Genomic DNA, 24,222 nt, shown 5'->3' on the forward strand with positions numbered 1-24,222 from the left:
ATTTCAGAACTCTTAGTATAGCACGTTCCATAGCCTTGGACCGAATATAATGAGTGCCGTTACGGCAGCACCTATAGAGGCGACTAGTACGGCTCCTGCGGCAACATCTTTCGCTTGCTTCGCGAGCGGATGGACATCTTTCGTGACGAGATCGACCGCACGCTCGATGGATGTATTCATCAGCTCTAAACTAATGACTGCGACCACCCAACCGAGCAGAATCAAATTTTCACGCACCGACGTTTGTAGCCATATCGCAAAGGTGAATACGAGTAGGGCCGATATGAGATGAAGACGCATATTCCGTTCTGCGCGAACGGCATGCAGAATTCCTTCGCACGCCACTCGGAACGGTCTCACACGTTGCCCCGCTTCAATTCGAAGTGAGTGAGGACTGCCTCTTGCCTTGCAGTCATCTCCGCTTCATCCTCCGGTGTCATATGATCGTAACCTAATAGATGAAGGAATCCATGGATAGCCAAGAAGCCTAGCTCTCGCTCGAACGAATGACCATAGTCAGCGGCTTGCTCCCGGCAACGTTCTACCGAGATGACCAAATCACCAAGGAGGTGCGGCTCGTCTTCGTCGAGTGTGAAGTCCAACTCATCTTCGCCCATCTCATCAAAGGCAAAGCTAATGACGTCGGTCGGGGCATCTTTCCCTCTCCATTCCCGGTTCACCTCATGAATTTCCGCATTTGTTAAGTAAGTGACCGATAATTCGCTCGGCTCTTCCACCTCTTCTAATTGAGCGGCATGTTGTAAAATCGATTCAACGAGCTCAATTTGAGATGTTGTTAACAGTTCATGTTCATCGTTCGAGATGATTTGCATGTAGTTCTCCCTCTTTCTTTAATTCTGGATATTCAATTCGTTCATGGAACAAACCGGTCAATGTCTCACACGCACTTTCTCCGACAAACCAAATCTCCTTTGTCGTTAACTCGCATTCTTCAAATTGTCCATCCGCTAACTTATCACGGATGATGGATCGGACGAGCATCCGAATTTTCTCCGGTGTCGGCTGTTTTTGCGAACGGACGGCTGCCTCAATCGAGTCGACAATCATGACGACTGCCGCTTCACGAGTTTGAGGTTTCGGACCAGGGTAACGGAAGCGAGACTCCGAAACGTCCTTCTCTTGATCTTCTTTCGCCTTCACATAGAAGTATTTCAATAAAGATGTTCCATGATGCTGTTCAGCAATATCGATAATTTCTTTCGGTAACTTATAGCGCCGCAACAAATCGGCCCCATCGTAAGGGTGAGCCATGATGATATCCGCAGATTCTTCAGGTGTCAGCCGGTCATGCGGATTTCCTCCACCTTGCTGGTTTTCAATGAAGTGAAGCGGTCGCTCCGTCTTCCCGAGGTCGTGATAATAACTTGCGACCCTCGCGAGCAAGCCATCTGCTCCAATTGCTTCACAGGCAGATTCCGCCAAGTTCGCCACCATCATACTATGATGATACGTGCCCGGTGCTTCCATTAATAATTTTCGTAATAATGGATGCGTCGGGCTCATCAACTCGATGAGTCGACCAGACGATAAGACCCCAAACCACGGCTCTAGAAAAGGTAAGAACCCGAACGTCAAGACAATGGATAAAAGGGCGCTGATTACGGCAAATCCCGATAGATACATCGCCATTTCCCATGAGATTTGCACGTTCCGCAACAAGAGCAAGGCAATCACCATGATGATGTTCACGAGACCGAGCAACACACCTGACAAGAACAAACGCTTCCGCTGAATTTTAGGTTCGACCAAAAAGACAGCTAAGAAACTTCCTGTCGCAATGTACACCAAGGTCATGAAATTCGTACTTTGTCCAAAAGTGACAACGATACTCCCGGCAATCATCGTTATAAATGCCGATGCGAGCGCCACTCGTTCATCGATGAGAATCCGCAACAATAATACGACGAACGCGGTCGGTGCCAAGATATATGCGTATGTCGTATAGTCGACCCCGATGTATCCGACACCAAAGAAAATGCCGAGTTGTAAGAGTAATAGCCCATACACCGTTACTAAGATTTTTGGACTCAGCAATAGATCTTTAATCTTTGAACGGATGAGCATAAACAAAAATCCACCGGTCAACAACGCACTGAGTAAGAATGACCCAAATAACGGTGCAAGCGAACGGTTCGGATCAATCGCTCCAGAGAGTTCAAGCTTTCGATACACCTCTCGCGTAACGACTTCTCCTTGGTTTACGAGAAGTTGCCCTTCCTGAATGATGACTGGATCGACCGCATCGACGGCTTCCTGTTCCTTTTGACGGGTCGCCTCGGAATCGAATACATAGTTTGGCACGATGAGTTCATCGCTTAATGTTTTTGAGATGGCCCGGAATTCAAACGAGAGCGGCGATTGATCGATAATCGCAGCCGCTCGGTCCCGAGCCTCGGCAACCGCCTCGGAACTCGTTTCAATCCGATCGTCCATCACTTGCTGTAGTGCGGTCACCGTCACATCCTCGACCGTTTGACGGGTATTTTTGTCGGCTTCAAGAAGCGAATTTAATTCTTCATCAGCGAGAGCCCCATTTGCCTCAGTAGAATTCAGACGATTCTTAATATCTGCAAGTTCCGTCTCGTCATCGGTTTTGTCAAAAGCTGCGAACAATTGCTCGACTTTTGCAATTTGTTGATCAGCGAATTCCCGTCTCAGCGAGAACTGGCTCCCCACACCGTTCGTCACTTCCTGCTTCAACCGTTCGGTCGCCACTCGATCCTCGACAGTGATAGGAGACCGAATATCTTGTTCGGCAATCCCTAGCGGTTCCACACTGATGATGGATGGTCGCACTGTGAAATAAAGAATGGCACCTAATAGTAGGAAGAAAATAAGCGAGATGGTCGCGACGGTCCAGTTTTTAGCTTGCTGCATTCGTGCCCCCCCTTTCACGATTTATGACCTCTTTTGTCTGCTTATGTGATATCTGTACTATAAGCATTGATAATTTTCTTGACGAGTGGATGGCGAACTACGTCCGAGGCACTGAAGTGTTCGAAATGAATCCCGTCCACGCCTTCTAAGAGGTGTAGTGCTTCTTGTAATCCCGACGCCTTCCCTTTTGGTAAATCGACTTGTGTCAAATCCCCTGTGACCACCATTTTTGATCCAAAACCAAGTCGTGTCAAAAACATCTTCATTTGTTCTTTTGTCGTATTCTGAGCCTCATCTAAGATAACGAACGCATCTTCTAGCGTCCGTCCACGCATATAAGCGAGAGGAGCCACTTCAATCGTTCCTCGTTCTAACAGACGGTTCGTCTGTTCAACCCCGTATACATCAAATAAGGCATCATATAATGGACGAAGATATGGATCTACTTTTTCTTTTAAGTCTCCTGGTAAAAAACCTAGGTTTTCACCAGCTTCAACGGCAGGGCGTGTCAGGATGATTCGTTTGACTTGGCCTTCTTTTAACGCTCGAGCGGCTAGAACGACCGCCAAATACGTTTTCCCTGTCCCGGCAGGTCCGATTCCAAAAACGAGGTCCCGTCGTTCAATCGCACGAACATACCGACTTTGCCCAACAGTTTTAGCACGAATTGGTTTCCCTTTGTTCGTCGTGAAGACGACCCGCTCATAATGTTCGAGCAGTTCATCCCCTTTTCCGACTTGGATATGTTGGATGACACTAATGGCGTCACTTTCATTTAGACGCGCACCTTTTTTCACCAATTTTTGCAAAGTAAGAATAACTTGTTTCGTCACCTCTAACGCTTCACTCGAATCGGCTTGGATAATCAACTCCTCACCTCTAGGGATGAGCGCTACTTTTAATTCTGTTTCAACCGCCTGGAACACTTCATCTTTTGGTCCGAGTAAAGCTTGCGCTTCATTCGCTTGTTCCATTACGAATGGTATTTTATCAGTCATAATCAATGGATGCATTGCCCCCTCATAAAATCAGATATTCCTCTTTTACTTTAGCACTATCACGCCTATCGTGAAAGAAAGACCGCGTAATTTCCACATGCAAAAGGCAGTAACATCACGTCACTGCCTTCCTGTTACTTTTTTCGTTTCGAGACTGGAGGTTGTAAAACCTCACTCCAAATGACAGCTTCCCGCATCCGTTTTTTCGAAATTTTCGTTTTTCTCGGTTTTATTTCCTGTGGAATCGGTGGAATTTTAACCGCTTGCTCGAACTGAGCACTCACTTTCGGCATCTCGACTTGACGTTCACGAGGAAGTTGTCGCTCTTCCGTTCGCGCCACTCGTCGTCTCACCTTTTGTGATACAGGCTTCTTCTCTGATTCGGAGTCATCAAACGACGATTCAATTTCTTTCATCACGTCCCCGACCGAATCCAAGTAGCGTTTCAGTTCACTGCTTTGAGGACGGTCGTCAGAGGACGATGACTTTTCAAGCCGCTTCATCACTGCCGAGGCAATACCGAAGGCGGCTAACAAAAGTACCCAAAGTCCATCCATATCAATCACTCGCTATCTGATTCAGAATCGACAGGTGATCCAATCGCTTTTCGCATTTCTGTATCCGCTTGAACGTTCAAGTAATTCACGTAATCCATGACACCTAGCTTTCCGTGACGCAATGCTTCGGCCATCGCGAGCGGGACTTCCGCTTCCGCACTGACGACCTTCGCGCGCATCTCTTCAACAGAAGATTTCATTTCCTGTTCGCGGGCAATCGCCATCGCACGGCGTTCTTCCGCCTTCGCTTGCGCAATCTTTTTGTCCGCTTCGGCTTGGTCAGTTTGTAAAACCGCACCGATATTCTTACCGATGTCGATGTCTGCAATGTCAATCGATAGTATTTCAAACGCTGTCCCCGAATCTAATCCTTTTGTAAGAACGGTACGCGAAATCAAATCTGGATTCTCTAATACATGTTTATGATTGTTTTGAGAACCAATCGTCGATACGACACCTTCTCCGACACGGGCGATAATCGTTTCTTCCCCTGCACCACCGACGAGACGGTCGATGTTGGCCCGTACCGTAATGCGTGCTTTTGCCTTCACTTCAATCCCGTCCATCGCTACACCTGCGATAAATGGTGTTTCAATGACTTTTGGGTTAACCGACATTTGTACGGCTTCAAGTACGTTCCGACCTGCCAAATCGATGGCTGCAGCGCGCTCAAATGATAATTCGATATTTGCACGGTGTGCGGCAATCAACGCGTTCACTACGCGGTCGACGTTACCACCTGCCAAGAAGTGACTCTCTAGCTGATTTGTGTTTAACTCGATTCCCGCCTTGACCGCTTTAATCAACGGGTTGACAATCTTTGATGGAACGACGCGACGAAGGCGCATCCCAATCAATGTGAAGATTGAGACATGAACGCCTGCAGCAAACGAACTGATCCATAATCCAACTGGTACGAACGTGAAGAATATGGCAAGTGCAATTAATCCTCCACCTGTAATGAGTAACGTCGTCAGTAATTCTGGTGTCATTCTGTTACATCCTCCTTCGGTTCTACAAAGTTTCGAACGACAATTCGCCCTGAGTCCACTTTATATACCTGAATTTTTGTCTGCTGATCGAGATAGCTACCTTCTGTCACGACGTCGATTCGTTCTCCGTCAATCTCAGCAGTACCTGCTGGGCGAAGTGGGGTCAAGGTGACACCCACCTTTCCGAGAAGTTGTTTTCGGTCTTCATGGGACAGGTAACCTTTTTCGGTAGATGTCGAATCGGTTAAGATCAACCCTTTATAAATGAGCGGACGATTCGTACTCAAGCGGCGATACGCCCAAAATCCAAGTCCTGTGAGCACCGCTGCCGCCAGACCAACCGAAAGCCACAGCTGACCAATTGTCGCACCAGCCATAATCAAACTGGCAACAACCGCCCCAATACCAAGCAAACCGAACAATCCAAAGCCTGCTACGAACACTTCAATTCCAAGAAGGACGACTCCGACGAAAAAGACTGTCAGAATCACTCCGAGACCAAATGTCATCGTCTTGCTACCCCCTTCCAAATTCAAAGCTATCTCCTATCTCTAGTGTATACGAAACAAGATTGAATGTGGTTTCAGAATACGCAAAAAAAGCAGAAACTTTCGGTTTCCCAAAAAGTTTCTGCTTTTTCATCAATTCGTCAACTGTTGTTTGACGATTCGGTTCACAAGACCACCGTCTGCCTTGCCTTTTACTTGCGGCATGACGACGCCCATCACCTTACCCATATCCGATGGAGCAGATGCGTTCGTTTGAGCAATTGCTGCTTGGACGATCTTAGTCACTTCATCTTCTGAGAGTTGTTCAGGCATATAGGCTTCTAGGACGACAATTTCTTCTGCTACTTTGGAAGCAAGGTCTTCACGACCAGCGCTTTCGAATTCTCGGAGGGAGTCTCTGCGCTGTTTCATCTCTCGGTTGAGCACCGTGAGTTCCTCTTCCTCGGTAAGATCTTGACGGCCTAGTTTGATAGCCTCATTTTGGAGCGACGCTTTCACCATTCGGATCGTCGTAAGACGATCTTTTTGTTTAGCGCGCATGGCTTGCTTCATGTCGTCCGTCAAGCGTTCTTGAAGACTCATGAGCCAACACCCTCTCTACAAATGAAACTGGAATCAGAATTTCTTACGCTTACGCGCAGCTTCTGATTTCAATTTACGTTTTACGCTTGGCTTTTCGTAGTGACGACGTTTACGAACTTCGGCAAGTGTGCCATCTTTCGAAACACCGCGTTTGAAACGACGAAGAGCGTCTTCAAGCGATTCGTTTTTACGGACACGAGTTTCCACTAGTTTTCCCTCCCTCCGAATTACACGACTAAGGAAACGTGTTTCACACGTCATATCATATTATAGTGAAATTAAGTCGTGTGGTCAACCACTTATTAATAGTCGCTGTCTGAACGTCCACCAGTGACAATCGCAATACCTGCTGATGCACCGATTCGTGTAGCTCCAGCATCAATCATCGCCTTTGCACCTTCGAAGTCACGAACACCACCTGAAGCTTTTACGCCGAGGTCTGGTCCAACTGTTTCGCGCATGAGGCGAATGTCTTCGACAGTTGCTCCACCAGTTGAGAAACCAGTTGATGTTTTCACGAAATCTGCTCCAGCCTTAACTGAAAGTTCAGCAGCTTTCTTGATTTCTTCTTTAGTAAGCATGCATGTTTCAAAGATGACTTTGACAAGTGTACCGTTTGCCGCTTCAACAACCGCACGGATGTCACGCTCTACGAGATCGTAGTCGCCGTCTTTGAGTGCTGCGATGTTGATGACCATGTCAACCTCATCTGCACCATTTGCGATCGCGTCTTTTGTTTCGAACGCTTTCACCTCAGGTGTGTTCGCTCCAAGCGGAAAACCGATGACCGTGCATACTTTGACGTCATCATCTGATTTGAGCTCTTGCGCAGCATACTTGACCCAAGTCGGGTTGACACAAACACTCGCGAATTTGTACTCGAGCGCCTCTGCACATAGTTTTGTAACCTGGTCTTTTGTTGTTTCAGCTTTCAATGCTGTGTGATCGATATAACGGGCTAATTCCATTATTCATTTCCTCCTCTGACATATAAGTCTGACATCTAACATATTACCATGTTTTTTTGAGATGTAACAGCTTTCAAATTCAAATTAACTGACGACGTTTACGGGCAACGACCCAACTGTTCCAACTGAAGAAGAAAATAGCGAGCCAAATGCAGGTGAAGGCAAAGATATGATACGACGTAAACGGTTCATGGTACATGACGACCCCGATAATCAAGCTAAGTGTCGGTGCGATAAATTGAAGAAACCCGACGAGAGTGAATGGAATCTGTTGTGCCCCATACCCGAACAAAAGAAGTGGTAACGCCGTGACTACGCCCGTCCCGAGGAGCGCAACCCAAATCACAGGAGACACATCAAAAGCGATGTTGTCGGTGACGACTTGATTCCCGAGGAAGAGCAGCGCCACAGGGACGACTGCTAACGTTTCAATCCCTAGGCTGACTGTCGAGGCAAGGGGGCGTCGTTTTTTCACCATCCCATAAAATCCGAACGTACTCGCTAAAACGAATGAGATCCAAGGGAACGAGCCGTATCCTAACGTCAATACGAGTACCCCAACCGAGGCAATTCCGACAGCTATCCATTGGACTCGGTTTAATGATTCCCGAAATACGAGCACCCCTAACACCATACTGACAAGTGGATTTATGTAATACCCAAGAGACGCTTCGATAATATATCCGTGATTGACTGCCCATATGTACACAAACCAGTTTGCGCTAACGATGAATCCGTTTAACATGAATGCGTTTCGCGTAGCACGATGTCGAAGGGCGTAACCGAACTCTTTCCACTGATTTGTCCATCTCAGGACGAGTAAGATAAATAAAAATGACCAAACGATTCGATGCGCCAAAATTTGACCGCTCGGCACTTCTTGTAAAAATTTCCAATAAATCGGAAGGACGCCCCACATGACGTAGGCCCCGATTGTCGTCAACACTCCCTTATTCACACGTTCACCCGCTCTCTTTCAAGTTAAAAACAGTTTAGTCGATGAAAGACTTCCGATACAAGACTTTTTTCTCATGAAAAAAGGACGCGAAAACGCGCCCTGACTGTTTATTGCTTCACTTGCTCGATCGCCGACAAAGCTTGCGCCAAATCTTCCATCAAGTCATCAATGTCTTCGAGTCCGACCGAAATACGGACGAGCCCATCGGTGATTCCGAGTTCCGCTCGACGTTCAGCCGGAATCGACGCATGTGTCATGCGGGCCGGAACACTGATCAAGCTCTCTACTGCACCTAAGCTCTCAGCAAGCGTAAAGTATTTCGTCTTCGCGACCATCATTTCCGCCGCTTCCGCTGAACCAACATCGAATGCAATCATCCCACCGAACCCGCGCGCTTGAGATAAATGTATACGTTTCGCTTCTTCACTTGAAACACTTGGGTGGAGCACACGGGACACGCTCTTTTTAGATTGTAAAAATTCGACCAATGCACGAGCATTTGATTCAATTTCCTCCATCCGGACGGCCAGCGTCTTGATGCCTCGAACAACAAGGAAGCTGTCTTGTGGTCCGAGTACTGCCCCAACAGAGTTTTGAAGGAAGGCCAAAGCCTCGCCTTGTTCTTCCGTACGAGCGACAACTAGTCCCGCCACGACGTCACTATGTCCACCCAAGTACTTCGTTGCACTGTGGAGGACATAGTCTGCTCCAAAATCGATTGGATTTTGGAAATAAGGCGTCATGAACGTGTTATCCACGACGAGTATGACGTCTGCCTCATCTGCAATCGTGCGCATCGCGCGAATGTCCGTCACATTTAGAAGCGGGTTGGTCGGTGTTTCGACATAAATCATTTTCGTGTTCGTTTGAAGCGCATTCCGAACCGCTGTTTCATCGGATGTATCGACAAAAGTTGCTTCCAAGCCTCGTGACTGAAATACTCGATTGAATACACGGTATGTTCCTCCATACACGTCAGATCCGACGATGACGTGGTCTCCTGATTTTAGTAGCATGAGCACCGTCGAGATGGCTGCCATCCCAGAACCAAATGCAAAGCCTTGTACACCGCCTTCAATGTCGGCAATGAGTGTCTCGAGCGCTGTTCGCGTCGGGTTTGCCGACCGAGAATACTCGTATCCTTCTCGTAAGTTCCCGATCCCGTCTTGCTTGTATGTGCTCGTTTGATAAATCGGTGGTGTGACGGCTCCTGTCAATGGATCCGTCGTCTTACCGCCGTGAATGAGTGCTGTCTTTGTACGCATGTTCTGCCTCCTTGACAATTCCTTGACTTAAATATCGCTCTGCACTGTCCGGCAAGATTGTCACAATCGTGCCTTCCGTCAATTGATTTGCTTCCTTTACACACGCTGCGATGGCGGCACCTGATGAACTACCGATGAGCAGTCCTTCCTGTTTCGCCAAATGTGCCACATAGTAGAACGCTTCTTCATCCGTGATCGTATGGATCGCATCCACATAAGACCGCTCCAAAAATGGTGGCCATTTCTCAACGCCGATTCCTTCCGTTTTATGAGGGCCCGGTTCACCACCGTTTAAAACCGATCCGACCGGCTCCACAACGACAGTTTTCGTACCGAGAGGTTTCAGCGTTTGCGCGACACCAGTGAACGTTCCTCCCGAACCAGCTCCGGCTATGAACACGTCAATCCGAGGCAGGTCGTTTAGAAGTTCACGAGATAGAATGTCAACGTATGCGTCCGGGTTGTCCCGGTTTGAGAACTGTTCCGGGACATAGGCGTCATGCTCTTTCGCCAATTCGACCGCGTGATGGATTGCGCCTTTCATCCCAAGTTCTGTCGGCGTGTTGACGACCGTGGCCCCCAAGAGTCGCATGAGCGCTTGTTTCTCTTGACTAAACTTTTCAGGGGTTACGGTAAAAAGACGAATCCCGAACCGTTGGCAAGCAAGGGCGAGACCAATCCCGGTGTTCCCGGCTGTCGGTTCGATCACCGTGCCACCTGGTGCGACATCTCCGCGCTCAATTGCTCGTTCAATCAAATTCATGCCGAGTCGGTCTTTCACACTTCCACCCGGATTCATCATCTCGAGCTTTCCGTACACTTTGACATTTGCGGGTACGGGAAGTGAATGGAGTTCAATGAGCGGTGTATCCCCGATGAGCTCGTAGACGTCACGGACAATCATCTTACGCTTCGTCCTTAAAGATAATATGCCACTCGTCTCGCTTTGCGAGCATATCTGAAGCTAACTTCTTTGCTCCTTCAAAATCATGATGGTTTGCGCTTCCACATTGTACGGGGTTTTGTGCCGGCAATTCCTCTGCGTTCATCGCATCGCGTAAAGTGGCTTCCACCAAATCGAGCATTCGGTCATAATCCCCGTCATTCAACATCGTCCAATAGAATCCTGTCTGGCATCCCATAGGTGAAACATCAACGATATCATTTGAATGATTACGACTGTTTTCCGCAATCAAATGTTCGAGTGAGTGAACCGCACGCATTGGCATGAGGCTTTCGTTCGGTTGAATGAAACGAATATCATATTTATAGATCGTGTCAGCTGACCCCTCTTTCACGCCAGCCAGACGAACATACGGAGCCTGAACTTTCGTATGATCTAAGTTAAAACTTTCAACGTTATATGTTTCCATGTGTAATTCCTCCTCGATATTTAGTGGCTACTACGAGCCATACGAACTTATTTTTTTGCGTCATCATCACATTATAACCATTCGCTTCTAACATAGAACGAATCGTTGTCGTATATGGATAGTATTCACGATTCAAGTCTTCAACTAGGTCTGAGTAATTGTTAGCCTTCGCCCAATCGATGATGTCCTGACGGGATGCCGGAGATTCAAACATCGTGTCGAGCAACACGAACTTCGGATGTACCCATTCTCCGACATATTGACGAATCGCCGTCTCCTTTTCAGAATCCTTCAAATGATGAAAAGCATACGACGACACGACCGTATCGACTTGTGAAAAGTCTGGATATCGGAGAAAATCGCCTTCCTGAACTTCAATACCTAATTTGTCAATCGCAATCTGTCGCATCTCCGGAGACGGTTCAATCGCGATCAACGGATGTCCTTTTAGAATGCGACTACTCAGGTTACCCGTCCCTACACCGAACTCAAGCACCGTTCCTTCAACATGTAGCGCAACTTCATCCAACATTTGTTCATACTCAACAAACACCTCATGATATTGCTCGTCATGACCTTCGACAGCCGTATCGTAATCTTTTGCCCAATCTTTAAAGATGTCCATGAATGGTAAGTTCATAGCGCCACCCCAATCTTTATTCTTACTAATTTGATATGTATTATCGGCATTTAACATTAACGCTAGATTACCAGGTTTTTTTACTCGTATCAAGTCATTAGCTAGATTTTTTTTTCTATCTATAAAGGATATAGGTCTTATGTGTTAGGTCTTTAGTAATTGTCAGAACATTAAAATTTGTGCAAAAACACTCCCCTATTTTACAAAAAAATCCACTGCTATTATGTTAAATAGCGTTATGATAGTCTTCAATGTTAGGAATCGCTTTTTTTACAGATAATAACAAATCACAGGGGGCTAACACGTTGTCACGTAAAAAAATCTATCTGAACGCATCACTCGCCACATGTATCGCATTATCACCAGCACTGATTCAAGCTGGTACATCATCTGTTTCAGCAGAAGCATCCGTAAAACCAAAACTTGTGCTCGAAAAGAAGCAGAAAAAAGTAAGGGTCGTGGTTGAACTCGTAGGAGACCCAGCGATTGCAGAAGCTGCTCAAAAAGGAAAAAAATTTAATGAATTAACAAAATCGGAACAAAACAAGGCTCAAGAATCTGTGGAGTCCGAACAAAAACGGGCCAAGTCTGCTCTCAAGAAACAAGGGGTGACCGCTTCTCCGATTGAAGAGTTCACAACTGTCTTTAACGGCTTCTCAACGTTCCTGTCAACAAGTGAAATTGCTAAAGTCGAAGCGTTACCTGAAGTCTCGACCGTTCACATCGTCAACGAATATGAGCGTCCAGAAGTGAAGCCAGATATGATCACGAGTAACGGGATGGTCCAAGCCGAGCAAACATGGGGCGATTATGGATTTGCAGGCGAAGGGACAGTCGTCGCTGTCATCGACTCAGGAATTGACGCTGAGCATCGTGACTACCGAATCACAGACGCAAAAACGGCAGAATTGACGAAATCAGAAGTCAATCAGGCAATTGCATCATTCGATTTACCTGGAGCTTTTGTGAACGAGAAAGTTCCATACGCTTATAACTATTACGATGAGAACGATGATATTAAGGATGATTCTCCAGGCGCATCGATGCACGGTCAACACGTCTCAGGAACGGTTGCCGCGAATGGTGACTTGGAAAATGGAGGCATCAAAGGTGTCGCTCCAGAAGCACAAATCTTAGGTTTGAAAGTATTCAGTAACGATCCAAATTACGCATCTACATATGGTGATATTTATATTAAAGCGATTGATGATGCAATCAAGCTCGGAGCGGACGTCATCAACATGAGCCTCGGTTCTACCGCTGGATTTGTGAATGCTGATTCTCCAGAGCAACAAGCCGTTCAACGCGCCGTCGACAACGGAATCTTCATGTCGATTTCCGCAGGGAACTCCGCATACTTCGGTCACGGATTCGACTTGCCGACCGCTTCAAACCCAGATACGGGCGTCGTTGGGGCACCAAGTGTCAGTCAAGCGTCAACATCGGTTGCGTCTCTTGAGAACGATCAAATTCAATTGGATGCATTTGGCGTCGGGAATGAAAAAATCGGATGGAAGAAGCAAGACGGTCCTGCTTTCAAGGAAGGTACATATGACATCGTATATGTCGGAGACGGACAATCGGAAAATTATGAAGGGAAAGACGTAAAAGGAAAACTCGTCCTCGCCGTGCGTGACGGCGGATACTTCTATTCGAAGATTCAAAAAACTGCTGAGGAACAAGGCGCAGCAGGTGTCATCGTTCGAGGCGCTGTCTCACATGGTGATTATGTATCGATGGCACTCGATCAACCTCAAATCCCAATGGCTTCACTCAGCATTCAGGATGGGAATGAACTTAAAGACAAATTAGCCGAAGGTCCACTTCAAGTGACGTTTGCCGGTGACCGGATCAGTGTCAACAACCGTTCAGCCGGTGCGATGTCTGATTTCACCTCATGGGGTGTCACACCAAACCTTGACTTCAAGCCAGAACTTTCTGCACCAGGCGGTCAAATTTTCTCTACGTTCAACGACAACCAATATGGGTTGATGAGTGGAACATCAATGGCAGCACCGCACGTTGCCGGAGGGGCAGCCCTCGTTCTTGAGCGTGTGGACCGCGACTTCAAGTTGAGTGGAAAAAATCGTGTCACGATGGCAAAGAACTTGTTACTCAACACATCAAAGCCTGTCACGGATATCGGACCATATAACCAGGAATTGAAACAGTCTCTTCCGTACTCACCACGTCGTGCCGGAGCCGGTCTCATGCAACTTCATGCGGCCGTCACGTCCCCAGCTGTCGCGTATGAGAAGAAGACGAAAGAAGCAAAAGTTGCTTTAAAAGAATTATCGAAGAGTAAAGCCTCATTCAAAATCGTCGTTGAGAATATGTCAAACGAATCATTGACGTATGATGTGGCAGCATCTCTGCAAACTGATCTCGCTGTCAAAAACAAAGACGGGGTCATCCAAAATGCAATGGAAGCCCAGGCTCTTCAACAAGCGATCATTAAAATCAACGGTGCCAACACGAGTAAAGTCACGTTGAAAGCAAAACAGAAGAAAGAGATTACAGTCTCAATCGATGTATCGAAAGCAAAAGTACTCAACCCTGAAACATTGGACGGAGCCGTATCTGCTAAATCCGTCTTTGAGAACGGCTATTTCGTTGATGGATTCCTTCGTTTGACAGACCCACGTGGGACAGACGGTCATCCATCACTCGTCGTTCCGTTCGTTGGATTCGAAGGAGACTGGGGAAAAGCACCGATCTTTGACGAGACGATTTATGGAGAAGGCGCATTCTACGGCGTCTCTGGATTGGTCGATGCAGAAGGAAACTACTTAGGTGAAAAACTAGATGAATCTGTGGCTGGTGAAGCGGTTGCCATCTCACCAGATGGAGACGAATCGAAAGACACTGCAACTCCAGTCTTCTCGCTATTACGTAATGCGAAAGACATCAAATATCGGGTCGTAGATGAGAAAGGGAACGTCCTTCGCACCCTCAAGATGGAAGACGAATTGAGAAAGAATTACTTCGACGGTGGAAGTGGCGATTATTACTATTACGCAGCGGATAACGCTTGGGATGGAAAATTGAATGGAAAGATGGCGCCAAAAGGCACATATTACTATGAGATTGAAGCAAGCATTGATTACATGAAGAAACAAGCTCAAACATTGCGCATCCCTGTCAAAGTGGATTACACAGACCCACGCTTCACCCTTCGTTGGGACGATAACGTAGCAAGCGTAAAAGCATCGGATGACTTTGCGGGAATCAATGGGATTGAATTCCTTCTTAACGGTGAAGTCGTTGAGAAAGAAGCGGACGATACAGCTACCTTCACACTCGATACTCCAATCGAATCAACAGACCAACTCGCTGTTCGTGTATCGGATAATGCTGGAAATGTGATCACTCGAAATGTTTCTACAGAAAATGATGCGGCCAAACCTGGAGTCTTTGTCGATGCACCACTCGCCTTGTCTCCATATGGTACATCAATTGTACCGTTAATCGGTCAAATCAAGGATGCCTCTGAAATCGCCTCGTTTACAGTAGACGGAGTCAAAGTGCCACTCAAATATGATGCGACATCAGAACAGTACACGTTCAATACGACTCGAACATATAAAGATGGATTCCATAAAGTTCGCTTCATCGCAGAAGATACTGCAGGAAACATGACAAACTTCGTCCGTCCAATCTTTGTCGATTCGACGAAAGCAAAATTATCCGTGACAAACGTGCCGAAGAACGTTTCGGCTAAGCAGAACTCTGTAAAAGTCAAAGTCAAAGTGACTGACAATTTTGATGAAATTAAACTTCGTGTCAATGGTGACTTGCAATGGAGCCAATCCATGAAAGAACCATATGCGATGAGAGCTTCCTCACGAACTGGAACAATCACACTCCCTGTGACAACAAAAGGAACAAATACCTTCACATTTGAAGTGACCGACCTTGGTGGGAACGTCACGAAGAAAGTGATTACGATCAACAAAAAATAAGCGACACCAAAAAACGGATGACCCGATTGAGGTCATCCGTTTTAGTGTCATTTATTTAGTTCAAGCGCGAAAGAGATTGCAGACAACGCATAGAGCGGCGCCGTTTCAGACCGAAGAATGCGTGGACCGAAAGCACAGGCTGTCGCTCCCGCATCAATCAATTGCTTGATTTCTGTCACATCGAATCCACCTTCAGGTCCCGTGATGACGAGAAGGCGTTGTTTCGGTTTCAGTTGATTTAATAATTGCGCGAACGCAGACTGTTCACCTTCTTTTGCCGACTCTTCATACGCGATGATGACGACATCATAGCCATCGATTTTCTGATTAAGCTCTTTAGGAGAGATGTACGCGCAAGTCGGTACCACGGCACGATATGATTGTTCAGCCGCCTCTTGCATAATCTTTTGAATCCGTTCCACTTTTTTCGGAGCTTTTTTCCCGTCCCACTTGGCGACAGAACGGGTCGATTCGAACAACAAAAGATGGTGAACGCCAAGTTCGGTCGCTTTTTGAGCGACAAGTTCGACCTTATCACCTTTAGGAAGCGCGTAGGCGAGCGTAACCTCAATTGGTAACTCAGTCGTCGCCTGTCGTGTCGATAGAACCTTCGCTTCTCCAGATTTCCCCTCAAGCGATGTCACGACACACGCATATTCATTCCCCGCACCGTCCAAAAGGACCATCTCATATCCGGGACCTTGCCTTAGGACGGTACCGATATGATGAACCACATCTGGAGGAAGCCTCACCGTTTCACCTGCAAATGATTCTCGTGTCAAAAAGTAACGTTGCATGATTTACCCCTTCTTAGCGATAATCGCGACCCAATCTTCCATCACGCGTGTCTCTTCAATCTCAAAGCCTGCAGCGACCAAGGCGTTCGTTACTTCAGCTCGTTTCTCTCCGATAATTCCAGAAGTGATGAAGTGCCCACCAGATTTCGTACGCGCGTAAGCATCTTCGATGAAGAGAAGGATGACGTCGGCGAGAATATTCGCAACGACCAAATCGTACTCTCCTTCTACACCTTTTAATAGATCTCCCGTCGTCACTTGAACGAGCTGTTCGGCACCGTTCGTCTCTACATTTTGTCGAGCCGCTTCTACTGCGACTGAATCTAAGTCGAGCGCCTTTACACTCGTTGCTCCAAGTTTAGCAGCCGCAATCGACAATACTCCTGAACCTGTTCCAACATCGATGACATGGTCACCCTCTTGGATATAGTTCTCGATTGCCTGGATGCAGAGCATTGTCGTCGGATGTGTTCCAGTTCCAAACGCCATTCCCGGATCGAGGAGAATCACGTTCTCTTCCGGTTGCGGTGTATACTCTTCCCATAGAGGGACGATCGTCAACTGTTGTGAAATCTTGACTGGCTTATAGTATTGTTTCCAAGAGTGCGCCCAGTCCTCTTCGTCGATTTCAGCGACCGTGACTTCACCCGAACCAATATCAAGCATACTGCGAAGTCGTTCGATTTCTTTTCTCAAGTTCGAAAGCACATCTTGAAAATCACTTGAAGCTGGCACATATGCTTTGACGTGTACACCAGAAGTAGGATATGTTTCACGATCTGAAACGTCCCAAATCTCTCCGAAATGGTCTTCGGCCATCATTCGGTCAAAATCTTCGACGTCCTCGATGACGACACCTTGTGCCCCCACTTCGTGTAGTAAATTTGATACGGCTTCTACCGCAAGTTGTGTCGTGTGGACACAAATTTCAGACCATTTCATCGATTGCACACTCCTTTTTTAGTGACTAAAGAACTTTTTCATTTTTTGGAACATACCATGTTCCTCTTCTACCCCAGACTCACCGCTAATTTCTTCAAATTCACGAAGCAATTCCTTTTGACGATCTGTCATATGTTTCGGTGTCATCACGATGACACTGACAAATTGGTCACCGTTTGCGCCTCCGCGTAGGCTCGGCATCCCTTTTCCACGTAAACGGAATTTTGAACCGGTTTGTGTTCCCGCAGGTACTTTCAAACTCACGTTGCCATGAACAGTCGGGACTTCGATTTCTGCACCGAGAGCCGCCTGGGCGAACGTGACCGGCATTTCCATTGAAATGTGTTGGTCGACACGGTCAAAAATTTCGTGGGCTCTTACACGAATAACAACGTATAAGTCTCCCGCTGGTCCACCGTTCACACCCGGGCCGCCTTTTCCAGATAAACGAATCTGCTGACCGTTATCGATACCAGCAGGAATTTTAACTTCAACCGATTGCTTCTTCTTCACATGACCTGAACCATGGCAAGTCGAACATTTTTCTTTAATCGTCTTACCTGTACCATGACATTGACTACAAGGACGTTGATTGACCATACGACCAAGAACCGTATTTTGTTCGACTGTTTCGACTCCACTGCCGCCACATCGGTTACACGTTTCTGGTTTTGTTCCGGGTTTTGCCCCACTTCCCATACACGTATCACATTCGACTTCGATTTCGAGTTCAATCGTCTCAGTCTTCCCGGTCACACTCTCCATGAAATCAAGATCGACCACGTACTGATAGTCTTCTCCTCGTCGAGGTGCGTTTGGGTCTTGACGGCGTCCGCCGCCTCCGAAGAACATATCAAAAATATCTCCGAATCCGCCTTGGAAATCGCCACCGCCTCCGAATTGATTAGCTCCTTCAAAACCGAATCGGTCATATTGAGCCCGTTTCTGTTCATCAGAAAGCACCTCATACGCTTCACCGATTTCTTTGAACTTTTCAGCAGCATCTGCCTCTTGGTTGATGTCTGGATGATATTGACGGGCCAACTTACGGTATGCCCGCTTGATTTCTTGTGCTGAGGCCGACTTGTCGAGCCCTAGCACTTCATAATAATCTCGTTTCGCCACTTTTCTCGCTCCTATCCTCACTAACTTCGTATCGATTTTACCGATTCTACCTTAACATGGAAAGAGCCAAAGCAGAAACCTGCTTTGGCGCTCTCCTTTACAACGGCTGGTTATTTACGGTCGTCGAGATCCTCAAACTCTGCGTCCACGACATCATCGTCCTGTTTCGCTTCTGTTTGTGGTTCTGCACCTTCAGCACCTTGCTGTTCAGCCATTTTAGCATATACTTTTTGTGTCAACTCTTGAACGACAGCTGATAATTCGTCTTTGGCTGTCCGGATTTCCTCAAGGTCTGAACCTTCGAGAGCCGTTTTCGTTTTTTCTTTCGCAGCTTCCGCTTTTTCTTTATCTGCCTCTTCGACTTGCTCGCCAAGGTCTTTGATTGCCTTGTCAGTCGCAAAGACGAGTTGGTCTGCTTCGTTGCGGAGCTCAGCTTCTTCTTTACGTTGGTTATCAGCTTCCGCGTTCGCTTCCGCTTCTTTCACCATGCGCTCGATTTCCGCTTCATCGATACCTGAAGAGGATTGAATCGTAATCGATTGTTCTTTGTTCGTACCAAGGTCTTTTGCCGATACGTGAACAATTCCGTTAGCATCGATGTCGAATTTAACTTCGACTTGCGGCACACCGCGTGGTGCCGGCGGGATGTCCGTCAATTGGAAGCGACCGAGCGTCTTGTTATCAGGCGCCATCGGACGTTCCCCTTGAAGGACGTGGATATCAACAGCTGGTTGGTTATCCGCTGCAGTCGAGAAGACTTGTGATTTTGATGTTGGGATTGTCGTGTTACGATCAATCAATTTCGTCATCACGCCGCCCATTGTTTCAATACCGAGTGAGAGTGGCGTCACATCAAGAAGAACGACATCTTTCACGTCACCTGCAAGAACCCCACCTTGGATGGCTGCACCGAGTGCAACAACTTCATCCGGGTTAACCCCTTTGAACGGCTCTTTCTTCGTAAAGTCGTGGATTGCTTTTTGAACGGCAGGAATACGTGTCGAACCGCCGACAAGAATGATCTTGTCAAGATCAGATGGTGTGAGTCCTGAGTCCTTCAAAGCACGGCGAGTCGGTTCCATCGTGCGTTCGACAAGATCGGCCGTCAACTCTTCAAACTTCGCACGCGTGAGTGTCATCTCCAAGTGGAGGGGACCTGCTTCATCAGCTGTGATGAACGGAAGACTGATGTGCGCACTTGTGACACCTGAAAGGTCTTTCTTCGCCTTTTCAGCCGCATCTTTCAAACGCTGAAGCGCCATCTTATCTTTTCCGAGGTCGATTCCGTTCTCTTTTTTGAATTCTGCAACGAGGTAGTCGATGATTTTTTGGTCGAAGTCATCTCCACCGAGACGATTGTCACCTGCTGTTGCGACAACTTCGAATACACCGTCACCAAGTTCAAGAATTGACACGTCGAACGTACCGCCACCGAGGTCATAAATCAAAATCGTGTGATCTTCACCTTTGTCTAAACCGTATGCGAGCGCAGCCGCTGTCGGTTCGTTGATAATACGTTTTACATCGAGACCAGCGATTTTACCTGCATCTTTTGTCGCTTGGCGTTCTGCATCATTGAAGTATGCAGGAACTGTGATGACTGCTTCCGTTACCGTTTCACCGAGATAGTCTTCAGCATCTTTCTTCAACTTTTGCAAGATGATTGCTGAGATTTCTTGTGGTGTGAATTTCTTATCGTCTACGTCAACCGTGTGTGATGTTCCCATATGACGCTTGATTGATTGGATCGTGTTCGGGTTTGTGATGGCCTGACGTTTTGCGACCTCACCTACCTGGCGCTCTTCACCTTTGAACGCGACAACAGAAGGCGTCGTACGGTTCCCTTCTGCGTTTGAGATGACGACCGCTTCGCCACCTTCCATTACTGCCACACATGAGTTTGTAGTCCCTAAGTCAATACCGATAATTTTACCCATCGTTCATTCCTCCATCTCGTTAAGTAATGTTATTCTGCAACTTTTACCATACTCGGACGAATAACTCGACCGTGCATCGTGTATCCTTTTTGAAGCTCCATCGTCACGATGCCTGATTCATACTTATCACTAGGCTCTTGCATGACTGCTTGATGGTAGTTTGGGTCGAACGGCTGTCCGACCGCCTCGATTGCTTCGACTTGCTCAACGTTCAAGACGTCGAGTAATTGACGATGAACCATGTCAACGCCCGCTTGAAGTTGCTTCGCATCTTCTGAAGTTGCCTCTACTTGAAGTGCTCGCTCAAAGTTATCAATAAGCGGAATCAATTTTTCAATGACAGACTGTGAAGCAAATTTGACGCGCTTGGCGTTCTCTTCGTTCGTCCGACGACGGAAGTTGTCAAAGTCGGCGCGAATTCGGAGCTCGCTCGCTTTCAACGCTTCGATTTCTTTTTGTAAGTCCGTCCCCTCAGAACTTTCTTCCACAATCTCAGCATTTAAAACCTCGTCTTCCGTTGATTCAGTTGACCCGTTCTCTTCTGTTTGTGTCGGGTCTACAGATTTTTCTTCAAGCACGTCTTCTTGCTCGCGCCCGTTTTGATGATCTGCTGTCATAGTAAAACTCCTTTCCGTCACTCATCTAGTTTCGTTCGTCGCAACGCTTCGATGATTTGCCCCATCATTTGGACCCCATGACGATAATCCATTCGAGTCGGACCGATCATAGCAATCGTTCCGAATGTTTTTCCGTCGAGTGTGTAATCCGAAGTGATGACACTGCAATTCTGAAGGGCGACAATTCCATTCTCGCTCCCAATGCTCACATAAATCTCGCGATTTGGCAACGATTCGAGCCAGTGGGTCAGCCGTTCCTGCTCATCTATCCATTCCAGAAACGGTCGTAACGTGTCAATGGTTTGGAATTCAGGCTGGTTAAAGATATTCTTTTTGCCTCCGAGATAAAGCGAGGACGGCGTTTGAATACCGACGGTTGATTGAATCAGTTGCATCATATTTTCGTATTGTTGTCGCTGAGCGAGTTGCAATTTCGCAACTTCTTCCCCGATTCGGACTTTCAATTGTCCAATCGACGTTCCGACGAGACGATCATTTAATAATCGAATCGTTTCCTCGATGACTTCAGGAGCTACACGTGATTCAAATATGACCGTTCGATGTTCGACATGGCCTTGGTCCGTGACAATGAGAACGACACCTCGTCGCTCATCTAATGGCATAAAGTCCACACGTGCCAACCTCTCCATTTGGCTATTTGGACCGAGGGCGACCGTTGTGTAACTGGTCAAATCAGAAAGGAGGTCTGCAGCTTGGCGAATCAGAATCTCAGACTCTTTTGAAGATTGTTTTAAACGTTCTTCTAAACGACCAGTCTCCCGCTCGTCGATAATCCGCTTCTCAACAAGATGGTCCACATAATATCGATATCCGACTTCAGACGGGATACGACCTGCAGAAGTATGCGGTTTTTCAATCAACCCCATGTCTTCCAAATCGGCCATATCGTTCCGAATCGTCGCTGAGCTAAACGTTAAGTCGTCTCGTTTCGACAATGTACGTGAACCGACTGGTTGAGCCGTCTGAATGTAATCGTCAATAATTGCTCGAAGAATGAGCAATTGGCGATCTGTCAGCACAACATCACTCCTCTCTGATAAAAGTTACCTCGATTTATTAGCACTCATATTTAACGAGTGCTAATCACACTTCAAATATTATCATGTTCTCACTATTTGTCAATTCATACACTCCGATTTTTTCACTTTTTTCTGGACTGCAAACCTGAAAAAGAAGAACCGTTTCGTTATGATAGAATATGAGGTGATAAAATGTTTACAACAAAACAATTTGAAGTATTTAAGCGTGAAGGACTCGATTCGAGGATGTCAGGAATTCGTTCTGATATTCAACCGCTTTTCCACAGGATTTATGACGAGGTCGGGCCAGAGCTTGAGGCGGATATCGGTATCCCTCTTTATTTGCATGTCGCAAAACATGCGCGCAGGACTGTGAATCCACCAAAAGATACATGGATGGCAATCTGCCATGATAAGCGCGGCTACAAGAAGCATCCTCACCTACAAGTCGGCCTCTTCGACGATCGTGTGTTCATCTGGCTCGCGTTTATCTATGAGATGCCGAATAAAAACGCGATTGCGAAGCGATTACAGCAGGTTGATTTCAAATCAACTTTCCCCGATTTCCACATCGCGGGAGACCATATGAAAAAAGAGGCGTTCCTCGTTGAAGATACGTCAAATGAAGACGTTCAAGCATTACTAGAACGATTCGGAAACGTCAAAAAGGCTGATTTCTTAATCGGGCGACAACTACCGGCCGATGCATCGATTCTTCAAAATGAGGATGCATTTCTTGCGTTGGTCGAAGATACGTTCGGTCGACTCACACCGCTCTATCGCGACCTTGTCTTATAATTCTACAATAAAATGGACAAGTTCCTCTTAAATAAGGGACTTGTCCATTTTTTATGAAGTGGCGTGATCGAGTTTCGCTTCCCCGATAAAGGCAGCGAATGCCTCATTGGCGAGCGGGAGACCAGACGCCGTCAAACGGATGTGTGAATCCGTACGCTCAATCAGTGCTTTATTCACTAAATCATCGATTACGTGACCAAACACATCATCGAGTGTTCGACCATATTTCTCGGCGAACGTCTGAAGCGAGACTCCAGAGCGCATGCGTAGTCCAAGAAATAGTTCTTCTTCCATTTTTTCCACTTCTTCAAGCTCATTCGCCCGCTTCACCGGGATTCCCTCTGCTTTAATATAGTGAGGGATCGGGGCAATATTGGCACGCCGCGTCCCGTTCAAGTAGCTGTGCGCGCCTGCACCGAATCCGTAGTACTCTTCGTTTCGCCAATAGACCTGGTTGTGACGGCTCTCCCGATCAGGCAGACTATAATTCGAAATCTCATACTGCTTGAGCCCATGACGCTCAAGCGTCTCCATCACCTTTAGATACATCTCTACTTCGACGTCTTCCCCCGGTAAACGGAGCTTGCCTTTTCGGTCTTGTATCGCAAACACGGTATGTGGCTCGAGAATCAAAGAATAAGAGGATACATGTTGAATCGGCAGTTGAAGGGCTAACGTCAAATCGCGGTCAATCTGCTCGAGCGTCTGTTCCGGTAAGCCGAACATGAGGTCAATCGAGATATTCTCAAAGCGTTTCGCCGCCTCGTTCACGGTTTCAAACACATCTTCCGCCCGATGTGTTCGACCGATTCGTTCTAGTCCACCATCATCGAATGTTTGCACCCCGAAGCTAAGCCGATTGACTCCCCCGGCTTTCATCGCATCAAGTTTTTCCGCGCTTACGAAATTCGGGTTCGCTTCCACCGAATATTCAAGGTCATCCGACGCGAGCGGTAGCAGGTGTCGACGGACCATGTCCATGAGCCGGACCATCTGCGCTTCGTTAAGTGCGGTCGGTGTCCCGCCTCCGATGAAAATCGTATCGATTCGCTCTGTCGGAAACGCTTCAAGTGTTAACATCATTTCTCGTTCTAATGCATCTAAATATTCCTCAACAGGTTGGTTTTTCAAAAACACCTTGTTGAAATCACAGTAATAACAAATATGTTCACAAAATGGAATGTGAAGATATACGGCTTTAGCCAATACGGCCACCCCTTTCTTCTCATTCCATTTATAACGCTTTTCGTTCATTCTTTCCAGC

Annotated in this window: 24 protein-coding genes; 2 read left to right on the forward strand and 22 right to left on the reverse strand. The window is 47.0% G+C overall.

The genetic code is table 11. The features are described from left to right. Nucleotides 1-12 precede the first annotated feature (12 nt). The 15 genes from KNO95_RS05500 to KNO95_RS05570 form a co-directional block, all read right to left on the reverse strand. Nucleotides 13-360: a diacylglycerol kinase family protein gene (locus KNO95_RS05500; protein WP_084483583.1), complete on the reverse strand. Its 348-nt coding sequence runs from the start codon at nucleotides 358-360 to the stop codon at nucleotides 13-15. Continuing rightward, on the reverse strand, nucleotides 357-833 hold the full coding sequence (gene ybeY / locus KNO95_RS05505; protein ID WP_026825669.1) for an rRNA maturation RNase YbeY: 477 nt from the start codon (nucleotides 831-833) through the stop codon (nucleotides 357-359). The genes KNO95_RS05500 and ybeY overlap by 4 nt, the downstream gene beginning before the upstream one ends. Further along, nucleotides 811-2,898, reverse strand: a complete 2,088-nt coding sequence (locus tag KNO95_RS05510) for an HD family phosphohydrolase (protein ID WP_214878442.1) — start codon at nucleotides 2,896-2,898, stop codon at nucleotides 811-813. Before KNO95_RS05510 ends, ybeY begins: the two co-directional genes overlap by 23 nt. A 41-nt stretch (nucleotides 2,899-2,939) precedes the next feature. Then, nucleotides 2,940-3,911 (reverse strand): PhoH family protein, encoded by a 972-nt coding sequence (locus tag KNO95_RS05515; protein ID WP_026825667.1) that lies wholly within the window; start codon nucleotides 3,909-3,911, stop codon nucleotides 2,940-2,942. A 119-nt stretch (nucleotides 3,912-4,030) separates the two neighbouring features. Continuing rightward, nucleotides 4,031-4,453: a hypothetical protein gene (locus KNO95_RS05520; RefSeq protein ID WP_026825666.1), complete on the reverse strand. Its 423-nt coding sequence runs from the start codon at nucleotides 4,451-4,453 to the stop codon at nucleotides 4,031-4,033. 5 nt (nucleotides 4,454-4,458) lie between these two features. Next, nucleotides 4,459-5,445, reverse strand: coding sequence for a flotillin-like protein FloA (floA, locus tag KNO95_RS05525; protein ID WP_026825665.1), 987 nt, complete (start codon nucleotides 5,443-5,445; stop codon nucleotides 4,459-4,461). After that, the gene (locus KNO95_RS05530) at nucleotides 5,442-5,954 is read right to left on the reverse strand and encodes an NfeD family protein (protein ID WP_034770967.1); all 513 of its coding nucleotides are present in this window, start codon (nucleotides 5,952-5,954) and stop codon (nucleotides 5,442-5,444) included. The genes floA and KNO95_RS05530 overlap by 4 nt, the downstream gene beginning before the upstream one ends. A gap of 132 nt (nucleotides 5,955-6,086) precedes the next feature. Further along, the gene (locus KNO95_RS05535; protein ID WP_026825663.1) at nucleotides 6,087-6,536 is read right to left on the reverse strand and encodes a GatB/YqeY domain-containing protein; all 450 of its coding nucleotides are present in this window, start codon (nucleotides 6,534-6,536) and stop codon (nucleotides 6,087-6,089) included. 33 nt (nucleotides 6,537-6,569) lie between these two features. Next, the gene (gene rpsU, locus KNO95_RS05540) at nucleotides 6,570-6,764 is read right to left on the reverse strand and encodes a 30S ribosomal protein S21 (RefSeq protein WP_029334745.1); all 195 of its coding nucleotides are present in this window, start codon (nucleotides 6,762-6,764) and stop codon (nucleotides 6,570-6,572) included. Nucleotides 6,765-6,838: 74 nt separating this feature from the next. After that, nucleotides 6,839-7,504 carry a deoxyribose-phosphate aldolase gene (deoC, locus tag KNO95_RS05545; protein ID WP_026825662.1) on the reverse strand — a complete coding sequence of 222 codons (666 nt, stop codon included), beginning with the start codon at nucleotides 7,502-7,504 and terminating at the stop codon, nucleotides 6,839-6,841. Nucleotides 7,505-7,583: 79 nt separating this feature from the next. After that, nucleotides 7,584-8,462, reverse strand: a complete 879-nt coding sequence (gene rarD, locus KNO95_RS05550; RefSeq protein WP_026825661.1) for an EamA family transporter RarD — start codon at nucleotides 8,460-8,462, stop codon at nucleotides 7,584-7,586. A gap of 107 nt (nucleotides 8,463-8,569) precedes the next feature. Continuing rightward, a complete protein-coding gene (locus KNO95_RS05555; RefSeq protein WP_214878444.1) occupies nucleotides 8,570-9,727 on the reverse strand; it encodes a bifunctional cystathionine gamma-lyase/homocysteine desulfhydrase in 1,158 nt (385 codons plus the stop codon). Beyond that, nucleotides 9,693-10,631: a PLP-dependent cysteine synthase family protein gene (locus KNO95_RS05560; RefSeq protein ID WP_026825659.1), complete on the reverse strand. Its 939-nt coding sequence runs from the start codon at nucleotides 10,629-10,631 to the stop codon at nucleotides 9,693-9,695. The genes KNO95_RS05555 and KNO95_RS05560 overlap by 35 nt, the downstream gene beginning before the upstream one ends. 1 nt (nucleotide 10,632) lies before the next feature. After that, nucleotides 10,633-11,100, reverse strand: a complete 468-nt coding sequence (locus tag KNO95_RS05565) for an S-ribosylhomocysteine lyase (protein WP_214701822.1) — start codon at nucleotides 11,098-11,100, stop codon at nucleotides 10,633-10,635. Next, nucleotides 11,087-11,740, reverse strand: a complete 654-nt coding sequence (locus KNO95_RS05570) for a class I SAM-dependent methyltransferase (protein WP_214701820.1) — start codon at nucleotides 11,738-11,740, stop codon at nucleotides 11,087-11,089. The genes KNO95_RS05565 and KNO95_RS05570 overlap by 14 nt, the downstream gene beginning before the upstream one ends. 305 nt (nucleotides 11,741-12,045) lie before the next feature. Here KNO95_RS05570 and KNO95_RS05575 point away from each other — a divergent pair, with 305 nt between their 5' ends. Next, complete coding sequence (locus tag KNO95_RS05575) at nucleotides 12,046-15,702, forward strand: S8 family serine peptidase (RefSeq protein ID WP_214878446.1); 3,657 nt, start codon at nucleotides 12,046-12,048, stop codon at nucleotides 15,700-15,702. A 47-nt stretch (nucleotides 15,703-15,749) separates the two neighbouring features. On the opposite strand, the gene KNO95_RS05580 is transcribed toward KNO95_RS05575, so the two are convergent. The 6 genes from KNO95_RS05580 to hrcA all read right to left on the reverse strand — a co-directional run bounded on the left by KNO95_RS05580 (nucleotide 15,750) and on the right by hrcA (nucleotide 22,160). Continuing rightward, nucleotides 15,750-16,499, reverse strand: a complete 750-nt coding sequence (locus tag KNO95_RS05580; protein ID WP_026825655.1) for a 16S rRNA (uracil(1498)-N(3))-methyltransferase — start codon at nucleotides 16,497-16,499, stop codon at nucleotides 15,750-15,752. 3 nt (nucleotides 16,500-16,502) lie between these two features. After that, the gene (gene prmA, locus KNO95_RS05585) at nucleotides 16,503-17,441 is read right to left on the reverse strand and encodes a 50S ribosomal protein L11 methyltransferase (RefSeq protein ID WP_026825654.1); all 939 of its coding nucleotides are present in this window, start codon (nucleotides 17,439-17,441) and stop codon (nucleotides 16,503-16,505) included. An 18-nt stretch (nucleotides 17,442-17,459) separates the two neighbouring features. Beyond that, nucleotides 17,460-18,566, reverse strand: a complete 1,107-nt coding sequence (gene dnaJ, locus KNO95_RS05590) for a molecular chaperone DnaJ (RefSeq protein ID WP_026825653.1) — start codon at nucleotides 18,564-18,566, stop codon at nucleotides 17,460-17,462. A 110-nt stretch (nucleotides 18,567-18,676) separates the two neighbouring features. Further along, nucleotides 18,677-20,503: a molecular chaperone DnaK gene (gene dnaK, locus KNO95_RS05595; RefSeq protein WP_214878448.1), complete on the reverse strand. Its 1,827-nt coding sequence runs from the start codon at nucleotides 20,501-20,503 to the stop codon at nucleotides 18,677-18,679. 29 nt (nucleotides 20,504-20,532) lie between these two features. Next, nucleotides 20,533-21,120: a nucleotide exchange factor GrpE gene (gene grpE / locus KNO95_RS05600; protein ID WP_026825651.1), complete on the reverse strand. Its 588-nt coding sequence runs from the start codon at nucleotides 21,118-21,120 to the stop codon at nucleotides 20,533-20,535. Nucleotides 21,121-21,137: 17 nt separating this feature from the next. Then, nucleotides 21,138-22,160, reverse strand: coding sequence for a heat-inducible transcriptional repressor HrcA (hrcA, locus tag KNO95_RS05605; protein ID WP_026825650.1), 1,023 nt, complete (start codon nucleotides 22,158-22,160; stop codon nucleotides 21,138-21,140). 192 nt (nucleotides 22,161-22,352) lie between these two features. On the opposite strand from hrcA, the gene KNO95_RS05610 reads away from it, so the two are divergent. After that, the gene (locus KNO95_RS05610) at nucleotides 22,353-22,958 is read left to right on the forward strand and encodes a DUF1054 domain-containing protein (protein ID WP_214701814.1); all 606 of its coding nucleotides are present in this window, start codon (nucleotides 22,353-22,355) and stop codon (nucleotides 22,956-22,958) included. 51 nt (nucleotides 22,959-23,009) lie between these two features. Here the strand turns inward: KNO95_RS05610 and hemW are convergent, their stop codons facing one another. Then, entirely contained in the window at nucleotides 23,010-24,212 is a 1,203-nt protein-coding gene (hemW, locus tag KNO95_RS05615) for a radical SAM family heme chaperone HemW (RefSeq protein ID WP_051545966.1), read from the reverse strand. Nucleotides 24,213-24,222: the final 10 nt, after the last annotated feature.

This window comes from Exiguobacterium sp. ERU653 (assembly GCF_018617775.1).
GTDB lineage: Bacteria > Bacillota > Bacilli > Exiguobacteriales > Exiguobacteriaceae > Exiguobacterium > Exiguobacterium marinum.

Bases quoted from the DNA above. Each gene is read 5' to 3' on its own strand.
- ybeY (WP_026825669.1), bottom strand. From the start codon at position 833: ATGCAAATCATCTCGAACGATGAACATGAACTGTTAACAACATCTCAA.
- KNO95_RS05510 (WP_214878442.1), bottom strand. From the start codon at position 2,898: ATGCAGCAAGCTAAAAACTGGACCGTCGCGACCATCTCGCTTATTTTC.
- KNO95_RS05515 (WP_026825667.1), bottom strand. From the start codon at position 3,911: ATGCATCCATTGATTATGACTGATAAAATACCATTCGTAATGGAACAA.
- KNO95_RS05520 (WP_026825666.1), bottom strand. From the start codon at position 4,453: ATGGATGGACTTTGGGTACTTTTGTTAGCCGCCTTCGGTATTGCCTCG.
- floA (WP_026825665.1), bottom strand. From the start codon at position 5,445: ATGACACCAGAATTACTGACGACGTTACTCATTACAGGTGGAGGATTA.
- KNO95_RS05530 (WP_034770967.1), bottom strand. From the start codon at position 5,954: ATGACATTTGGTCTCGGAGTGATTCTGACAGTCTTTTTCGTCGGAGTC.
- KNO95_RS05535 (WP_026825663.1), bottom strand. From the start codon at position 6,536: ATGAGTCTTCAAGAACGCTTGACGGACGACATGAAGCAAGCCATGCGC.
- deoC (WP_026825662.1), bottom strand. From the start codon at position 7,504: ATGGAATTAGCCCGTTATATCGATCACACAGCATTGAAAGCTGAAACA.
- KNO95_RS05555 (WP_214878444.1), bottom strand. From the start codon at position 9,727: ATGCGTACAAAGACAGCACTCATTCACGGCGGTAAGACGACGGATCCA.
- KNO95_RS05560 (WP_026825659.1), bottom strand. From the start codon at position 10,631: ATGATTGTCCGTGACGTCTACGAGCTCATCGGGGATACACCGCTCATT.
- KNO95_RS05565 (WP_214701822.1), bottom strand. From the start codon at position 11,100: ATGGAAACATATAACGTTGAAAGTTTTAACTTAGATCATACGAAAGTT.
- KNO95_RS05570 (WP_214701820.1), bottom strand. From the start codon at position 11,740: ATGAACTTACCATTCATGGACATCTTTAAAGATTGGGCAAAAGATTAC.
- KNO95_RS05580 (WP_026825655.1), bottom strand. From the start codon at position 16,499: ATGCAACGTTACTTTTTGACACGAGAATCATTTGCAGGTGAAACGGTG.
- prmA (WP_026825654.1), bottom strand. From the start codon at position 17,441: ATGAAATGGTCTGAAATTTGTGTCCACACGACACAACTTGCGGTAGAA.
- dnaK (WP_214878448.1), bottom strand. From the start codon at position 20,503: ATGGGTAAAATTATCGGTATTGACTTAGGGACTACAAACTCATGTGTG.
- grpE (WP_026825651.1), bottom strand. From the start codon at position 21,120: ATGACAGCAGATCATCAAAACGGGCGCGAGCAAGAAGACGTGCTTGAA.
- KNO95_RS05610 (WP_214701814.1), top strand. From the start codon at position 22,353: ATGTTTACAACAAAACAATTTGAAGTATTTAAGCGTGAAGGACTCGAT.
- hemW (WP_051545966.1), bottom strand. From the start codon at position 24,212: ATGAACGAAAAGCGTTATAAATGGAATGAGAAGAAAGGGGTGGCCGTA.